The following is a 16,155-nucleotide window of genomic DNA, read 5'->3' on the forward strand; positions in this document are numbered from 1 at the left end:
ACCTGGCCGCCGTCTGCGGAGCAGCGGCCGTGGGACTCAGCCGTGGACGGCCGACTTCCCGGCGACCTGGCCGCCGTCTGCGGAGCAGCGGCCGTCACACTCAGCCGTTCTTCTCCTTGTAGCGCTTGTACGCGCCGTTGACCAGCTCGACCAGGTCGTTCGAGCCCTTGGCCTCCAACTCCTTCACGTAGGCGTCCCACGTGGAGATGTCGCGCTGACCGAGGATGAACTGCAGCGTGGACTGCGTCACGAGGTCCTTGAGCGGGCTCTCCAGCAGCGCGGCGCGCTCGCGCTCCTCCTCGTTCAGCGGCGCGGGCGGCGGCAGCGGCTCGACCTTCTTGTCGGCCATGGTCTTCTGGAACGCGACCTCTTCCTCGGTGAACATCGACTGGAGCAGCTCGGTCGCGCCGCCGTAGTAGAAGACACCGCCCTGGAAGCCGAAGTCGCGCTGGAGGTTCTTCGGCGCGCCGACGTTCATGCCGCCGAACGCGATCTCGGGCTTGAGGGTGCGCTTGCCCGACGCGTCCTTGTCGTAGGTCGTGCCCAGCACGCCCCACTTGGTGAACTCCTGGGCCTCGTCGGAGTACCAGAGCCAGTCGATGAACTGCATCGTCGCCACGAACTTGTCGCTCTCGACCGCCTTCGCCGAGACCATCAGGCCGCTCTCCAGGCGCGAGCCGCGGATGACGTCGCCCTTCGGGCCGGCGGGCAGCGGGATCTTCGCCACGGTCGCGCCGGGGATCTTGGAGATGTTCGGCCGGTAGTCGTTGACGATGTTCTGCGCGTTGCTGCTGATCGCGAAGGACTTGCCGCTGGCGAACTTCTGGATCGCCGCGTCGTCCTTCTGCGTGAAGCTCTCGGGGTCCATCAGCCCTTCCGCGACGAGCTTGCGGAAGTACTCGATGAGCTGCTTGTACTCCGGGGTCGCGCCGGTGAACTCGTACTTCTGCGCGGACGCGTTCCAGATCGTGTTCTTGACGTAGCCCCAACCGGCCTGCGTGCCGAAGGTCTGGCCCGCGTAGTTGAGGATCGACTTGCCCTCGAACCGGTCCGACAGGGGGTAGCTGTCCGGGTTCGCCGCCTTGATCGCCTTGAGGACGGTGTAGACCTCGTCCCAGTTCTTCGGCGTCTCCAGGTTCAGCCGCTTCAGCTCGTCGGTGCGGAACGCGAGCGTGTAGTCCTGCCAGATCTTCTCGTGCATGCCCGGCAGCACGTAGAACTTGCCGTCCTCCTGCCGCAGCGTGTTCAGCTCCGGCTGGAGCTTCCACCTCTCGACCTTGTCCTTGAAGTGCGGCATGAGGTCGAGGTAGTCGCTCACCGGCAGGATCGCGCCGGAGGACACGAACTGCTCCTCCTGGCCCGGGTAGGTCTTGGAGATGATCGTCGGCGCGTCACCCGAGCTGATCAGCAGACCGCGCTTCTGGTCGTAGTCGCTGTACGGCACGACCGTGGGCTTGATCGTGACGTTGGTCCGCGCGGTGATCTCCTTCCACAGCAGCCAGTCGTCCTTGATCGGGTAGTGCGACTGGTCGAGGTAGAGCAGGCTGACGTCCAGCGGCTCGCTCGCCTTGAACTGCGTGCCCGCCTTGTAGTCGGCCATCGACGCGGTCTTCTTGCCCTCGAGGTCCACGCCCCCGCCCGCGTCCGCGCCCTCGTCGCTGCACGCCGCCAGGCCGACCACGAGGCTGCCTGCCACGAGAGTCAGAAGCCTGCGCTTCCATGTCGTTCGCATCGTGCTCTCTCCTCAGGTGATTGACACCGTCGTCAACTCAAGCGGACGCGCTACTGCTTGACCGCGCCGAGCATCACGCCCGACACGAAATAGCGCTGGATGAAGGGGTAGACCACGACGATGGGCAGCACGGTGAGCACCATCGTCACGGCTTTGATGTTGGCGGAGATGGCGACCGCGTTCGTCTCCACGGCGCCGACCGACGTCGCCGACGTGGCGCCGGCGATCATGTTGCGCAGGTACACGGTGACCGGGAACAGGTCGGACCGGTCGAGGTACAGGAACGCCTGGAACCACGAGTTCCAGTTCGCCACCGCGTAGAACAGGATCATCGTGGCGAGCACGGCCTTCGACAGCGGCAGCACGATCCGCAGCAGGATGCCGTAGGTGTTCAGGCCGTCGATCGCGGCGGCCTCCTCCAGCTCCGCCGGCAGGCTCTCGAAGAACGCCTTCATCACCAGCAGGTTGAACACGCTGATCGCGTTCGGCAGCACGATCGCCCAGATCGTGTTGGTCATGCCGAGGCCGTTCACCAGCACGTAGTTCGGGATCAGGCCGCCGTTGAAGAACATCGTGAACACCGCGACGCCGACCAGCAGGCCGCGGCCCTTGAGGCGGTGCTTGGACAGCACGTACGCGTAGATCGTGGTGAGCACGATGGAGATCGCGGTCGCCGTCACGGTGTAGACGACGGTGTTGAGGTAGCTGTTCCAGAACGCCGGGTCGGACGCGACGAGCTTGTAGGTGTCGAGGTTGAACCCGCGCGGCACGAGGTTCACCTGGCCGGTGCGGATGTAGACCTCGCTGCTGAACGACTGCGCCACGATGTTGACGAACGGGTACAGCGTCACCGCGACCACGCCGAGCAGCACGATCGTGTTCACGACCCGGAAGACCCGGTAGCCGCGCGAGTCGTCCAGCGAGATCCGGCGGCTGCCGACGGGCTTGTCGAGGCGGTCCAGGACGCGGGTGGGGTCGGTGGTCACCACAGGCTCGTCCCCACTGCTCGGCGCGAGATCGCGTTGGCGGACAGGATCAGGGTCAGGCCGATGATCGACTCGAACAGGCCGATCGCGGCGGCGTAGCTGAAGTTGTTGGACACCAGGCCGACCCGGTAGAGGTAGGTCGAGACGACGTCCGCGGTGGGGTAGGTCAGCGGGTTGTAGAGCAGCAGGACCTTCTCGAACCCGACCGCCATGAAGGTGCCGATGTTGAGGATCAGCAGGGTGATCATCGTCGGCCGGATGCCGGGCAGCGTCACGTGCCAGGTCTGCTGCCACCGGTTCGCGCCGTCGATCCGGGCCGCCTCGTAGAGCTGCGAGTCGATCGTGGTCAGCGCGGCCAGGTAGAGGATCGTGCCCCAGCCGACGGTCTGCCACACCTCGGACGAGACGTAGATGGTGCGGAACCAGCCCGGTTCCTGGATGAACGAGACCGCGTCGCCGCCGAACGCCCGCACGATCTGGTTGACCGTGCCCTCCAGCGACACGAGCTGCATGACCATGCCCGCGACGATCACGATCGACAGGAAGTGCGGCAGGTAGGAGACCGTCTGCACGAACCGCTTGAAGTAGCGCGACCGGACCTCGTTGAGCAGCAGCGCGAGCACGATCGGCAGCGGGAAGGTGAACAGCAGCGACAGCGCGCCGAGCGCCATCGTGTTGCCGAAGACCTCCCAGAAGTTCGGGTCGTTGATGAACATCTTGACGTAGCGCAGGCCGACCCACGTCTCGCCGTAGATGCTGCCGCCCGGCACGAACTTGCGGAACGCGATGACGTTGCCGAGCATCGGCGCGTAGCGGAAGACCAGGAAGAACACCAGCGGCAGGATGGCGAGCGTGTAGAGCTGCCAGTCGCGCTTGAACGCCTTGCGCCAGGTGATCCGGTAGCTCGGCGGTTTCCCCGCCTTCGGCGGTTTGCGGGGCTGGTCCGGCGTGGCGGCGGACGCCGGCTCGTGCACCTGGGCGGTCATGCTCGCTCCACCTCCTCGTGGGTGACCGACACGGCGGTGAGCCAACGCCGAGTGTGGTCCACTTCGCGCAGCGGGCCGACGAGTCGCAGGTCGACCGCTTCGTGCACGTCCGCGCTCGACCGGGACACCCGCAACTGGACCGCGCCCGGCTCCACCACGCGCCGCCCCTCGCGGCCGGTGAACGACGTGACGTCCGCCGGGACGCGCAGGCGGACGCGGGCCGACGCGCCGCCGGCCAGCTCGACGCGCGCGTAGCCGACGAGCCGCACGACCGGGCGGGTCACCTGGGCGACGGGATCGTGCAGGTAGAGCTGCACGACGTCGGCTCCGGGGCGCTCGCCGGGGTTGCGCACGTCGAGTTCCAGCTCGACCTCGCCGTCGGTGCTCCACGTGCCGTCGGCCGCCCCGAGGACGCGCACGGGCGACCACGTGAACGCGTCGTACCCGAGGCCGTGGCCGAACGGGAACACCGGCGTCGGGTCCACGTTGGACACTTCGGTCCGCCGGCCGAGCGGTGCGGACAGGTAGGTGCCGGGCTGGCCGGAGGGGTCGGCCGGGATGCCGACGGGCAGCCGGCCCGACGGCGCCACCGCGCCGGTCAGCACGTCGGCGATGGCCCGGCCGCCGAGCTGGCCGGGGAAGAAGGTCTGCACGACCGCCGCCGCGCCCTCGGCCAGGTCGCCGATCGCGTAGGGCCGGCCGGTGATCAGCAGCAGCACCACGGGTGTGCCGGTCGCGAGGACCGCGCGGACCAGGTCCGCCTGCGCGCCGGGCAGCCGCAGGTCCGTGGCGTCGCAGCCCTCGCCCGAGGTGCCCCGGCCGAACAACCCCGCCAGGTCCCCGACGGCGACCACGCACACGTCGGCGTCGGCCGCCGCGGCCACCGCCGCGGCGATGTCGTCCGGGCCGGGCTCGGCGGAGACCTCGCAGCCCTTGGCGTGCGCCACCGGCCCGCCCACCGCGTCGCGCAGCGCGGCCAGCACGGTGGGGATCTCCAGGCCCAGCCCGGCGTCCGGGTGGTGCACGCCGATGTGCGCGGGGAAGGAGTAGCAGCCCAGCATCGCCATCGGGTCGTCCGCGAGCGGGCCGACCACGGCGAGCCGGACGCCCGGCCGCAGCGGCAGCACGCCGTCGTTGGCCAGCAGCACCACGGACTCCCGCGCCAGGCGCAGCGCGACGTCCTGCGCCTCGGGGGAGTCCAGCCGCAGCTCGTCGGCGCCGTCCGGCAGGGCGGTCCAGTCGGGGTCGAGCAGCCCGAGTTCCACCTTCTGCCGCAGCACCCGGCGCAACGCGCGGTCGACCAGCGCCTCGTCCACGTCGCCGCGCCGGACCGCGTCCAGCAGCGGCGCGCCGTAGCAGCGCACGGTCGGCAGCTCCACGTCCACGCCCGCGGTCAGGGCCAGCGCGGCGGCGTGCGCCTCGTCCTCGGCGACCCCGTGCAGGCTCTGCAGGAACTTCACCGCGAAGTAGTCGGCGACGACCGTGCCGTCGAAGCCCCACGTGTCGCGCAGCAGCGTGGTGAGCAGCGCCGGGTCGGCCGCCGACGGCACGCCGTCGACCTCGGTGTAGGAGTGCATGACCGACCGCACGCCGCCGTCGCGGACGGCCATCTCGAACGGCGGCAGCACGACGTCGGCGAACTCGCGCGGCCCGATGGCGACGGGGGCGAGGTTGCGCCCCGCGCGGGAGGCCGAGTAGCCGGCGAAGTGCTTGAGCGTGGCGACGATCCCGGATTGCTCCAGGCCGCGCACGTAGGCGGTGGCCACCGTGCCGACGAGGTACGGGTCCTCGCCGATGGTCTCCTCGGTGCGGCCCCAGCGGTAGTCGCGGGTGACGTCGAGGACGGGCGCGAGGCCCTGGTGCACGCCCGCGGCGCGCATCGACGCGCCGATCAGGCCGGACATCCGCGTGACCAGCTCGGGGTCGAAGGACGCGCCCCACGACAGCGGCGCGGGGTACGCGGTCGCCTGCCAGGCCGCGAACCCGGTGAGGCATTCCTCGTGCACCAGGGCCGGGATGCCGAACCGGTTGGCGGCGACCACCTGGCGCTGGGACGCGGCGAGCGAGCGGGCGCCCGCCACCGGGTCCACCGGGCGGGTGCCGAACGGGCGGGTGAGCTGGCCGAGGCCGGAGGCGATGACGTCCTCCCAGACCACGGGCTCGGCGGTCATGTCGTGCTGGTGCGGTGCGACGCCCGCGCCGGAGGGGTCCGCGCCGACCCAGACGCCGACGAGCTGGGCGAGCTTCTCCTCCAGCGTCATGGCGCCGACGAGCGCCTCGACCCGGTCGGCGACGGGCAGGTCCACGTCCCGCCACACCGCGTCCGGCTGGTCGGCGGCAGTCGGGTCGGCGTCGCCCGCCGGCGTCGCCGCGACTTCCGTCGTCCTGTTCATCATCGACCAGGTACCCCCGCTCACGCGCTCGTGAAGACCGAAAGTATCGATGTACTTTCCGACATGCCGATCTGGTGGGGGAACCGTAGGAGGATCTCCGCAAGACGTCAACAGTCCGTGTCCTTCCCGTGTCTTCGCAGTTCACAGGTGTGAACAGGCCCTTGTTTGACTGGACCAATCTCGCCGGAGATCGACGGAAAGAGGCGAAATGCTGGTGGTCGAAAGGTCGAACCTTTACGCTCAACGGTCGAAACTTTAGAACCGGCGTGCGGGCGCGGAGCGGTGACGCGAACAGGGGGCGGCATGAGTTCGTCGATCGAGCGGGACGCCGGCACGGAGCCGGAGAAGACGGTCAAGGGCGCGGCCTCGATCTCGTCCATCGCGGCCGAGGCGGGCGTGTCGATCCCGACCGTCTCCAAGGTCCTCAACGGACGGCCGGACGTCGCGCCCGACACCCGCGCACGCGTCGAGAGCATCATCGAACAGCACCGGTACCGGCGACGACGAGCGCGCCAGTCCTCCCGGCCGGCGCTCATCGACCTGGTGTTCCACGAGATGCACTCGGCGTGGTCGACGGAGATCATCCGCGGCGTGGAGCTGGCGGCCGCCAACGAGCGCGCCGCCGTCGTGCTGTCGGAACTCGGCGGCGAGCACCGGCCCCGCCGGGAGTGGTTCGACGACCTGCTGGCCCGCCGGCCGCTCGGCGTGATCCTGGTGCTGGCCGGGCTGGACGCGGAGCAGCGGCGTCAGCTGATCACCCGCAACATCCCGTTCGTGTTCGTGGACACCGCCGGCGAGCCGCCGCCCGGCGTGCCGACGGTCGGCTCGGCCAACTGGGCGGGCGGCCTGGCCGCGACCCGGCACCTGCTCTCCTTGGGGCACCGCCGGATCGCGGTCATCTCCGGGCCGACGACCATGTTGTGCAGCCGCGCGCGGGTCGACGGGTACCGCAGCGCGCTGGAGGCCGCGGACGTGGTCGTCGATCCCGACTACGTGCGCTACGGCGACTTCTACGTCCAAGGCGGGTACAGCCACGGCATGGACCTGCTCCGCCGCCCGGACCGGCCGACCGCCATCTTCGCCGGCTCGGACTTCCAGGCGCTCGGCGTGATGCGGGCGGCCCGTGAACTCGGCCTGACGATCCCGGACGACCTGTCGATCGTCGGCTACGACGACCTGTCGGTCACGGAGTGGATCGGGCCCCAGCTCACCACCGTGCGGCAGCCGTTGCGCGAGATGGCGAGCACGGCGGCGCAGATGGTGTTCAGCCTGGCGCGCGGCGAGCGGCCGCCGAACGAGCGGATAGACCTCGCGACGGAACTCGTGGTGCGGGAGAGCACCTGCCCGCCGCGCCTCGCCTAGGGACGGCCCGGGGCGTCACCAGTACTGGTGACGTCGCCCGTCGGTGTCGGCCACGAAGACCACCGCGTCCGCGCCCGCCAGGTCCGAGAGGGCCAGCGGCAGGTGACCGGGCACGATCGGGTCGCCCTTGCGGGTGGTCGGGGGGAGCGCGGCGCGCAGGTCCCCGGCGGGGAACAGGGCCCGGCGGGTGGTGGCCCGCGCCAGCTCCCCCTGGAGGGTTCCGGGCGCGCTGCGCGGGTTCGCGTCGGTGGCCACGAACAGGTAGCGCTCGCCGAGCGTGAGGGCGACGAGCGCGCCGGCGCTCGCCCAGCTCGCCTCGTGCTCCCCGAAGGACATGTGGGACGTGGTGCGTTGCAGGTGGACGTTGTGCGCGAACACCAGGCTCGGTCCCCGGTGCTGCTCCCGCGCGAGGACGGCGAGGAGGTTGTCGGCCATCATCTCCGCCCGCAGGCTGAGCAGGGTCGCGATGCGGTCGGGGCCGGGCGTGGCCATCGCCGCGTGGTAGCGCAGCAGGCCCTGGGCGGTGCGCGCGTGGGCCGGCAGGTCCGGGTAGACCGCCGGGTCGGCGGTCAGGGCGGGCGCGGCCCGGCGCAGGGCGCTGGCCAGGTCGTCGGCCGCGATGCGCAGCGCGCGGACGCGGTCGGAGCCGCCGATGGACGCCGCCGGGTCGTACATGGCCGCCTCGTCGGTCCACTCCGCGTCGTCGCCGAGCAACGCGTCGAGGTCGCGGGCGGAAGCCGGGCGCAGCGCCTCGGGCAGGGCGGTGAGCACGGAGGTGAGCGCGTGGCGCGGGCTGGGCGCGGCGGCCGTCTCCAACGGCGCGTCGAACCCGTGGAAGCGCACCCGGTCCTCCGGCGCGCGGTCGGCGTTGAACGCGCGCAGCCACTCGACCAGCTCGCGGTTGCCCGGGACCGCGCCGAAGCGGTGGCTGAACCCGGTCGCCAGCACCTCGTCGAGGTCGCCTTCACCGCCGTTCACGTAGTCGTCCACGACGGGCGCGGTGAAGTGGTCGGTCTCCAGCACGACCGACCGGTACCCGCGTTCGGCGAGGTGGGCGAGGACCTCGTTGCGCAGCAACGGGAAGGCTTCGATCCCGTGCGTGGGCTCGCCGAGGGCGAACACGGCCGGCGGCGCGGGGCGCGCGGCGAGCAGTTGGTCGAGGGCGCGGCCCAGTCCCGCGGGGCCGTCGAGTTCGCGGCCGAGGGCGCGCAGGGCGGTGGACATGACCACTCCTTCCGGGGAAGCACTGCCTTCGACGCTATCGTTGAAGACTCGGGTGAAACTCCGGCGAAGACCACCTGGGTGTTCGGGGTTGAAGTCTCAAAGGGGGTGCCGTTGCGACCGGTCGACCTCGCGCGCGAGCACGGGCTGTCCGCGCAGGCGGTCCGCAACTACGAGGACGCGGGCGTCTTCCCGCCGACCGACCGCACCGGGTCCGGCTACCGCCGCTACACGCCCCGGCACGCGCAAGCCCTGCGTGCCTTCCTCGCGCTGCGCGCGGGCCACGGCCACCGGCGGGCGGTGGAGATCATGCGCGCGGTCAACCGGGGCGACACGGATTCGGCCTACCGGCTCCTCGACGCCGCGCACGTCGAGCTGGCGGCCGAGCGCCGGACCCACGCCGAGGTCGCGACGGCTCTGGACGCGCCGGCCACCACCGTGCCCGCGCCCGTCCCCGGCCGGCCGTGGACCGTGGGCGAACTCGCCCGGCGGCTCGGCGTGCACCCGGCGACGCTGCGCACGTGGGAGGTCGAGGGCGTCCTGCGCCCGGACCGCGACCCCGCCACCGGCCACCGCGAGTACGGCCCGGAGGCCGTCCGCGACGCGGAGATCGCGCGCCAACTGCGCCGGGGCGGCTACCCGCTGGCCCAGGTCAGCCGGTTCCTGGCGTCGCTGCGCGAGGCGGGCGGGCCGCGGGAGCTGTCCGCCTTCCTGGACTCCTGGCGACAACGCCTCGCCGACCGCGGCCGGGCACTCCTCGCGGGCGCGGCCCAACTCGACGCCTACCTGCGCTCGCTCCCGACGTAGGCAGGCGACCGCGGGAGCCCTCGACTCGCGTCGGGAGCGGGCAACGCCCTCGCCCCGGGACCGGCCGGGGTGGACCTCGGCGACCGAGCCGTAGTGGGCCACGCGCCCACCCCGGGACGTCCGGTGCCGGCGAGCGGACGTGGGTGGGCGAACGCGCTCACGTCCGGCGCCGGCCCCCACCGGACGCGCGGCTCACCGCAGCGGCGTGTGGGCCGGGTCGACCCGTTCCCCCTCGCGGACCGGGCCGGGCGGCGTGCCGTCGCCGAACGGACGGCCGCCCAGCGCCTCCCGGCCGTGCGGCGTGACCCAGCCGGACAGGTCCGGCCCGGCCGGCACGATCCCGCTCGGGTTGATGTCCTTGTGGACGACGTAGTAGTGCCGCTTGATCTGCGCGAAGTCCACCGTGTCGCCGAAGCCGGGCGTCTGGAACAGGTCGCGGGCGTAGGCCCACAGCACCGGCATCTCCGCCAGCTTCTGCCGGTTGCACTTGAAGTGGCCGTGGTAGACGGGGTCGAAGCGGACCAGCGTGGTGAACAGGCGCACGTCCGCCTCGGTGATCGTGTCGCCGACGAGGTAGCGCCGGTCCCGCAGCCGGTCCTCCAGCCAGTCCAGCGCGGTCCACAGCCGCGCGTACGCCTCGTCGTAAGCCTCCTGCGACCCGGCGAACCCGCACCGGTAGACACCGTTGTTGACCTCGGTGAAGACCCGCCGGTTGACCTCGTCGATCTCGTCGCGGTGCCGCTCGGGCAGCAGGTCCGGCGCGCCGTCGCGGTGGTACGCGCGCCACTGCGTGGACAGGTCGAGCGTGATCTGCGCGAAGTCGTTGGTCACCACCGCGCCGGTCGTGGTGTCGACGATGGCCGGCACCGTGATGCCGCGCGGGTACTCGGGGTCGCGCGTGAAGTACGCCTCCTGGAGGCGCTCGATGCCCAGCACCGGGTCGCGCCCGCCGGGGTCGAGGTCGAACGTCCACGACCGCTCGTCGTGCGTCGGACCGGGCAGCCCGAGGGAGATCGCGTCCTCCAGCCCGAGCAGCCGCCGCACGATGATCGACCGGTTGGCCCAGGGGCAGGCCCGGGCCGCGACCAGCCGGTACCGCCCCGGCTCGACCGGGAACCCGTCCTCCCCGTCCACCGTGATCCGGGTCGTGATGTACCGGGTGTCGCGCTCGTACTCCTTGCCCTTGACGGAGTACACCCCGCCCCGCCGGTGCTCGTCCCGCTCGTCACCGACCGCGGCCGCCGAAGTCTCGCTCACGGTTGGTGAGCCTACGTCGCCCACCACGCCCCGGCCTCCCGTAGGGGACGGGCTCCGGCACAACCCGGGGATTCCCCTGGCCCGGGCCGCGGGCCGGGGCGGGGCGGACGCGCCGGCGGGCCCGGTTCTGGCAGGCTGCCGCACAGGGCGTCGGAGGGATGGGGAGACGTGAGCGCAGGAGACCGCCGCTGGACCGATCGCGGTGAGGCCATCGGGCACGCAGTGACCTGGCTGGCGCGGTGGAGCACGCGCCTGGTGCTGGTCGCGCTGGGGGTCGTGCTGCTGTGGATGCTGATCGGCAGGCTGTGGGTGGTGGTGATGCCGGTCCTGCTCGGCCTGCTGATCACGACCGTGCTGTGGCCGCCCGCCCGCTGGCTGCGCTCGCGCGGGGTGCCGCCCGCGCTCGCCGCGACGATCGTGCTGGTCGGGGGACTGGCCGTGCTCGGCGGCGTGGTGGCGTTGATCTCGACGTCGATCGCGTCCGGCGTGCCGCAGATCGCGGACAGCGCCACCCGCGCGCTCCAGCAGGCGCTGGACTGGGCTTCGGGCCCGCCGCTCAACCTCGCCGCGGGCGACACCGACGCGCTGCTGGAGCAGGGCGTCAACCAGCTCCAGTCCAGCGTCGGCTCGATCGCGAACGGCCTGATCACCGGCGTCGGCACGGTGACCTCCGGCATCGTCACGGGCGTCCTGGCGCTGCTGCTGGCGTTCCTGTTCGTCAAGGACGGCCCGCGGTTCACGCCGTGGCTGCGCGGCGTGATCGGCGAGCGCGCGGGCGGGCACGTCACCGTCGTGCTGGAACGCGTCTGGACCACGTTGGGCGACTTCATCCGCACCCAGGCGATCGTGAGCCTGGTGGACGCCGTGCTGATCGGCCTCGGCCTGGTGCTGCTCGGCGTGCCGCTGGCCGTGCCGCTGGCGGCGCTGACGTTCCTCGGCGGTTTCGTGCCGATCGTGGGCGCGTTCGTCGCCGGCGCGCTGGCCGTGCTCGTCGCGCTGGTCAGCAACGGGCTGACCACGGCGATCATCATGCTGGTGGTCGTGGTGGCGGTGCAGCAGATCGAGGGCAACGTGCTCCAGCCGATCCTCCAGTCCCGCAGCCTGCGCCTGCACGCCGCCGTCGTGCTGCTCGCGGTGACGGCCGGCAGCACCATCTACGGCATCGCGGGCGCGTTCCTCGCCGTCCCGGTCGTGGCCACGGTCGCGGTCGTGCTGCGGTACCTGGGCGAGGTCGTGGACCGGCAGTCCGCGGCGCGACCCGCCGCGGCGGACCTGCCGGACGACCCGGACCCCGGCCCGGACCGGCACGCCGCGCGGGACTGAGGTCGGCGCGGCGATCGCGACCGGGCGGCGCTCAAGTGGGTTTCCTCATGAAACCCACGGTTATCATGCGCGGATGCTCCGACGCACTTACGACGGCCAGGTCTGCTCCATCGCGCGTGCGCTGGAGGTCGTCGGCGAGCGCTGGACGTTGTTGATCGTGCGCGACGCCCTCTCGGGCGTGACCCGGTTCGACGGGTTCCTCAACCGGATGCCGATCGCGCGCAACGTGCTCAGCGACCGCCTCAACGGCCTGGTCGAGTGCGGCGTGCTGGAGCGCGTGCAGTACCAGGACCGGCCGCCGCGCCACGAGTACCTGCTCACCGCCCGGGGGAGGGAGCTGACCCCGGTGGTGCTGGCGCTCATGGCGTGGGGCGACCGGCACATGCCGACGCCGACCGGCCCGCCGGCCGTGGCCGAGCACGTGGGCTGCGGCGGGACCGTGCGCACGCGCCTGGTCTGCGACTGCTGCGAGCGGCAGGTCGAGCCCACGGCGGTGGTCAGGCGGTCGAACGGCGCGACCTGACGTCACGCCCCGGCCGCCGGTACCGCCGGGTAACCCGTCGTGGCTAGGATTCGATCACGGAACGTGGACGAAGCGCGTCCGGTCGATGACGGGGCGTGTGCTCGAACGTGCGTGGCGGTGGGGGGCGGTAGTGACGAGCCGGTTCGGCGGGCTGCTGCGGCGGTGGCGGCAGCGGGCCGGGTTGAGCCAGGACGACCTGGCCGAACGGGCCGGGCTCGGCGTCCGCACCGTCCGCGGGCTGGAGACCGGCGACCGGGGCAACCCGCAGGTGCGCACGGTCCGGCTGCTGGCCGACGCGTTGCGCCTGAACGGCGCGGAGCGCGCCGAGCTGTTCACCGCCGCCGGGCACGCCGAGCCGGCGGACGAGCCCGCCGACGACGTCCCGGCCGGTGACGTGCCGTCGAGCGGCGGCGTCCTCGGACCCGCCGGGCACGGCGGTGGTGTGGTCCTGGCCCCGCCCGCGCCGGCGCTCGGCGCGGACCCGCTGGTCGAGGCGACCGACGCGCTCGCCTACGCCGTGCACGCCCGGTGGCGGCGCGAGGAGGAGCAGCAGCAGGTGCACGACCCGGTGCCGCTGCCGGTCCGCTGGCGGCCCGCGCCCGACGCGCTGCGGGACAGCTGGGCCAACATCCGGGTCGCGAAGCCGGGGCAGCCCGCGCGCCCGCTCGACCTGGGCGGGCGGCTCGACCAGGTCGTGGAGGTCTACCGGCGGATCCCGTCGTCGCGGCTGATCGTGCTCGGCCGGGCGGGCGCGGGCAAGACGATCCTCACCACCCGGTTCGTGCTGGACCTGCTCGCCGTGCGGGCCCCGGCCGACCCGGTGCCGGTGATCTTCAGCCTCGGCTCGTGGCACCCGGACCGCGTGGAGCTGCGGGACTGGCTGGCCGACCAGCTCGTGCGCGACCACCCGGGCCTCGCCGCGCCCGGTCCCGGCGGCGCGACCCTGGCCGCCGCCCTGGTGGACGCCCACCGCGTGCTGCCCGTGCTGGACGGGTTCGACGAGGTGGCGGGCGGTCTGCGCCGGTCCGCGCTGGCCGCGTTGAACGCCACCACCCTGCCGCTGCTGCTGACCAGCCGGGTGGACGAGTACCGGGCGGCGGTGGAGGCGACCGGCGTGCTGCGCGCGGCGGGCGCGGTGGAGCTGGTCGACCTGACCGCGGACGACGTGGCCGACTACCTGCCCCGGACCACCGGGAGGGCCGGCGGCGCGGGCGCCCTGTGGCAGCCCGTCCTGGACGAGGTGCGGGCCCGGCCGGGCGGTCCCCTCGCCGCCGTGCTGACCACCCCGTTGATGGTGGCGCTCGCGCGCCGGATCTACAGCGACACCCCGGGCCACGACCCGGCGGAACTGCTCGACGCCGACCGGTTCGCCGCACCGGGCGCGATCGAGCGGCACCTGCTCGGCGGGTTCGTGCCGGCGGTGTACCGGGAGCACCGGGGCGGCCGGGGCCACGACGTCGAGCGCGTCCGGCACTGGCTCGGCCACCTCGCCGACCACCTGAGCCGGCTCGGCACCCACGACCTGGCCTGGTGGCAGCTCGGCACGTCGTCGAGCCGGTGGGTCAGGGCGGTGGTGGTCTCGCTGGTGGTCTTCGTCGTCGTGGGCCTGGGCGACGTCGTCATCGAGGGCCTGCTGATCGGGGAGGTCAGCGCCGAGCTGGTGGGCCTGAGCGCCCTGGTGGGGCTGATCGTCGGCGTCCCGTTCGGCCTGGTGCACGGGCACCTGGCGCGGGTGCAGCCGGTGCGGCCGACGCGCTTCCGGCTGCGGTGGCGGTGGTCGGCGGGCGGCGGGACGCGCTGGCCGCGCGTGCGGTCGAGGGCCCGGATGGGGCTGTGGTTCGGCGCGCTGGTCGGCCTGGTCTACGGCGTCGTGATGGACCTGGTGAAGCTGCTGGCCGTGGGGCGCGAGATCACGCCGACGATGGTCCTCGTGGACTCGGGCGTGTTCACGGTGGTGTTCGGCGCCGGCGCGGCGCTCGCGTTCGGGCTGATCGCGGCGGGGGAGTCGCCGCAGGACCTCCGTTCGGCGGCGAGCCCGGCCGGCCTGCTGCGGGCCAACCGGCGGACCGTGCTCGTCCAGATGCTGCTGTTCGCGCCGCTGTTCGCGGTGTTCTTCACCGGGGCGACGTGGCTGATCACCACGGCGTTGATGTCGCTGCCCGGCGGCGGGCCGTTCGGCCTCACCCTGACCTGGCCCGCGCTCGCCGGGCTCGCGCTGGGGCTCGTGGGCGGGTTCGGCGGCGGGGTCGCCTACCTGCTCAGCATGACCGCGTGGGGGCAGTGGGTGGTGTTCGCCCGCTTCTGGCTGCCGTTGACCGGCCGGCTGCCGTGGGCCGTGCACGCGTTCCTGGACGACGCGTACCGGCGGGGCGTGCTGCGGCGGGCGGGCGCGGTCTACCAGTTCCGCCACGCCCGCCTCCAAGACCACCTGACCGAGGTCCACCGCCGGACGACCTGACCGGTCACCGCGCGCGTTCGCCCTGCTCAACGCCACCGGCCACAGATGGCCTCCCGGTGGCCTGTCCGTCGTGCCCCCGCCTGGCCAGCATGGGCCGGGCCGGTGACGTGACAGGTCCGGGAGGGGGATCGCGGGGTGTCGAACGAAGACCCGACGCCGACGGCGGGCGTCGTGAACTGGGAGGCGTACAGCCACGAGGAGCTGTACCGGATGCTGTGGCAGGACGCGGACGTGGCCGACGTCAGCGTGGTCGCCACCGAGTGGGCGCGGCACCGGGAGGCGCTGGACGCGCACGCCGAGGTGTTGCGCGAGCAGCGGGCCGCGCTGCCGGACGGGTGGCAGGGCCAGGCGGCACGGGAGGCGGCCGACCGCTTGGGCGCGCTGGCCGACCGGGTGGAGAAGATCGGCGAACTGGCGCACGCGGGCCACCGGGCCGCGCAGGAGGCCGCCGACGCGCTGGCCGCGGCGAGGGCCATGATGCCGCCCCCGCCGGCCGGTGGGGGGACGACGGTGCCGACGCCCCCGGCCTTGCCCGCGCTCCCCACGATCCCGGCCCCGTCCGCGCTGCCGCCCCTGCCCGCGCTCCCGGCGCTCCCGACCGCGCCGACGATGTCCACGTCGTCGTTCACCGCGCCGTTCACGTCCCTGCCGAACTTCGCCGCGATGGTCGCCCCGACCCCGGCCACCACCACGTCCGGCGTCGGCACGGCGTTCGGCGCGGTCGGCGGCGCGGGGTTCAGCTTCTACTTCGGCGCGGTGTCGGCGGACCAGCGGAAGGCCGAGGCGGTGCGCGCGATGCGGACCTACGAGTCGAGCCTGGTGGGCGGCAGCCGGCTGATCGACGGGGCGCGGGGCGCGATCCCGCCCGCCGCCGCGCCGACGACGCCCGCGACCGCCCCGCCCATGACGTCCACGGGCGGACCGCCGACCGGAGGGGTGTCGGGCGGCTCGCCGACGGGCGCGCGGACGCCGGTGCCGTGGTCGCGGCTCCTCGGCGGCGGGGCGAGCCCGGTCGCGGTCGGCAGTCCCGGCACGCCGGCGACCGGGCACGCCGCCCCCCAGCCCGGCCCCGGCCTGCGGGCCGGCGTGCTGCCCGGCGCGGTGGGC

At 73.0% G+C, this 16,155-nt stretch carries 12 protein-coding genes; 6 read left to right on the plus strand and 6 right to left on the minus strand.

The genetic code is table 11. The features are described 5' to 3' along the window. Positions 1–100: 100 nt before the first annotated feature. From ACFXGA_RS34825 to ACFXGA_RS34840, 4 genes are all read right to left on the minus strand, one after another. Complete coding sequence (locus ACFXGA_RS34825; protein ID WP_378095499.1) at positions 101–1,696, minus strand: extracellular solute-binding protein; 1,596 nt, start codon at positions 1,694–1,696, stop codon at positions 101–103. An 86-nt stretch (positions 1,697–1,782) separates the two neighbouring features. Next, entirely contained in the window at positions 1,783–2,718 is a 936-nt protein-coding gene (locus ACFXGA_RS34830) for a carbohydrate ABC transporter permease (RefSeq protein ID WP_378095502.1), read from the minus strand. Beyond that, entirely contained in the window at positions 2,715–3,704 is a 990-nt protein-coding gene (locus ACFXGA_RS34835) for an ABC transporter permease (protein WP_378095505.1), read from the minus strand. Before ACFXGA_RS34835 ends, ACFXGA_RS34830 begins: the two co-directional genes overlap by 4 nt. Continuing rightward, entirely contained in the window at positions 3,701–6,097 is a 2,397-nt protein-coding gene (locus tag ACFXGA_RS34840; protein WP_378095508.1) for a glycoside hydrolase family 3 N-terminal domain-containing protein, read from the minus strand. Before ACFXGA_RS34840 ends, ACFXGA_RS34835 begins: the two co-directional genes overlap by 4 nt. A gap of 303 nt (positions 6,098–6,400) precedes the next feature. Here ACFXGA_RS34840 and ACFXGA_RS34845 point away from each other — a divergent pair, with 303 nt between their 5' ends. Continuing rightward, positions 6,401–7,459 (plus strand): LacI family DNA-binding transcriptional regulator, encoded by a 1,059-nt coding sequence (locus tag ACFXGA_RS34845; RefSeq protein WP_378095511.1) that lies wholly within the window; start codon positions 6,401–6,403, stop codon positions 7,457–7,459. A 15-nt stretch (positions 7,460–7,474) separates the two neighbouring features. On the opposite strand, the gene ACFXGA_RS34850 is transcribed toward ACFXGA_RS34845, so the two are convergent. Beyond that, on the minus strand, positions 7,475–8,683 hold the full coding sequence (locus tag ACFXGA_RS34850; RefSeq protein WP_378095514.1) for an erythromycin esterase family protein: 1,209 nt from the start codon (positions 8,681–8,683) through the stop codon (positions 7,475–7,477). Between the two features lie 111 nt (positions 8,684–8,794). On the opposite strand from ACFXGA_RS34850, the gene ACFXGA_RS34855 reads away from it, so the two are divergent. Next, a complete protein-coding gene (locus tag ACFXGA_RS34855) occupies positions 8,795–9,487 on the plus strand; it encodes a MerR family transcriptional regulator (RefSeq protein ID WP_378095517.1) in 693 nt (230 codons plus the stop codon). Positions 9,488–9,679: 192 nt separating this feature from the next. Here ACFXGA_RS34855 and ACFXGA_RS34860 read toward each other — a convergent pair whose 3' ends face one another. Then, complete coding sequence (locus ACFXGA_RS34860; protein WP_378095532.1) at positions 9,680–10,684, minus strand: glutathione S-transferase family protein; 1,005 nt, start codon at positions 10,682–10,684, stop codon at positions 9,680–9,682. A 228-nt stretch (positions 10,685–10,912) separates the two neighbouring features. Here ACFXGA_RS34860 and ACFXGA_RS34865 point away from each other — a divergent pair, with 228 nt between their 5' ends. The 4 genes from ACFXGA_RS34865 to ACFXGA_RS34880 all read left to right on the plus strand — a co-directional run. Further along, positions 10,913–12,067: an AI-2E family transporter gene (locus tag ACFXGA_RS34865; RefSeq protein ID WP_378095520.1), complete on the plus strand. Its 1,155-nt coding sequence runs from the start codon at positions 10,913–10,915 to the stop codon at positions 12,065–12,067. Positions 12,068–12,140: 73 nt separating this feature from the next. Beyond that, positions 12,141–12,590 (plus strand): winged helix-turn-helix transcriptional regulator, encoded by a 450-nt coding sequence (locus ACFXGA_RS34870; protein ID WP_378095523.1) that lies wholly within the window; start codon positions 12,141–12,143, stop codon positions 12,588–12,590. A 130-nt stretch (positions 12,591–12,720) separates the two neighbouring features. Then, on the plus strand, positions 12,721–15,048 hold the full coding sequence (locus ACFXGA_RS34875) for a helix-turn-helix domain-containing protein (protein WP_378095526.1): 2,328 nt from the start codon (positions 12,721–12,723) through the stop codon (positions 15,046–15,048). Positions 15,049–15,183: 135 nt separating this feature from the next. After that, on the plus strand, positions 15,184–16,155 hold a 972-nt coding region (locus tag ACFXGA_RS34880), incomplete at its 3' end, for a hypothetical protein (protein WP_378095529.1).

The organism is Actinosynnema sp. NPDC059335 (assembly GCF_042752395.1).
Classification (GTDB): domain Bacteria; phylum Actinomycetota; class Actinomycetes; order Mycobacteriales; family Pseudonocardiaceae; genus Actinosynnema.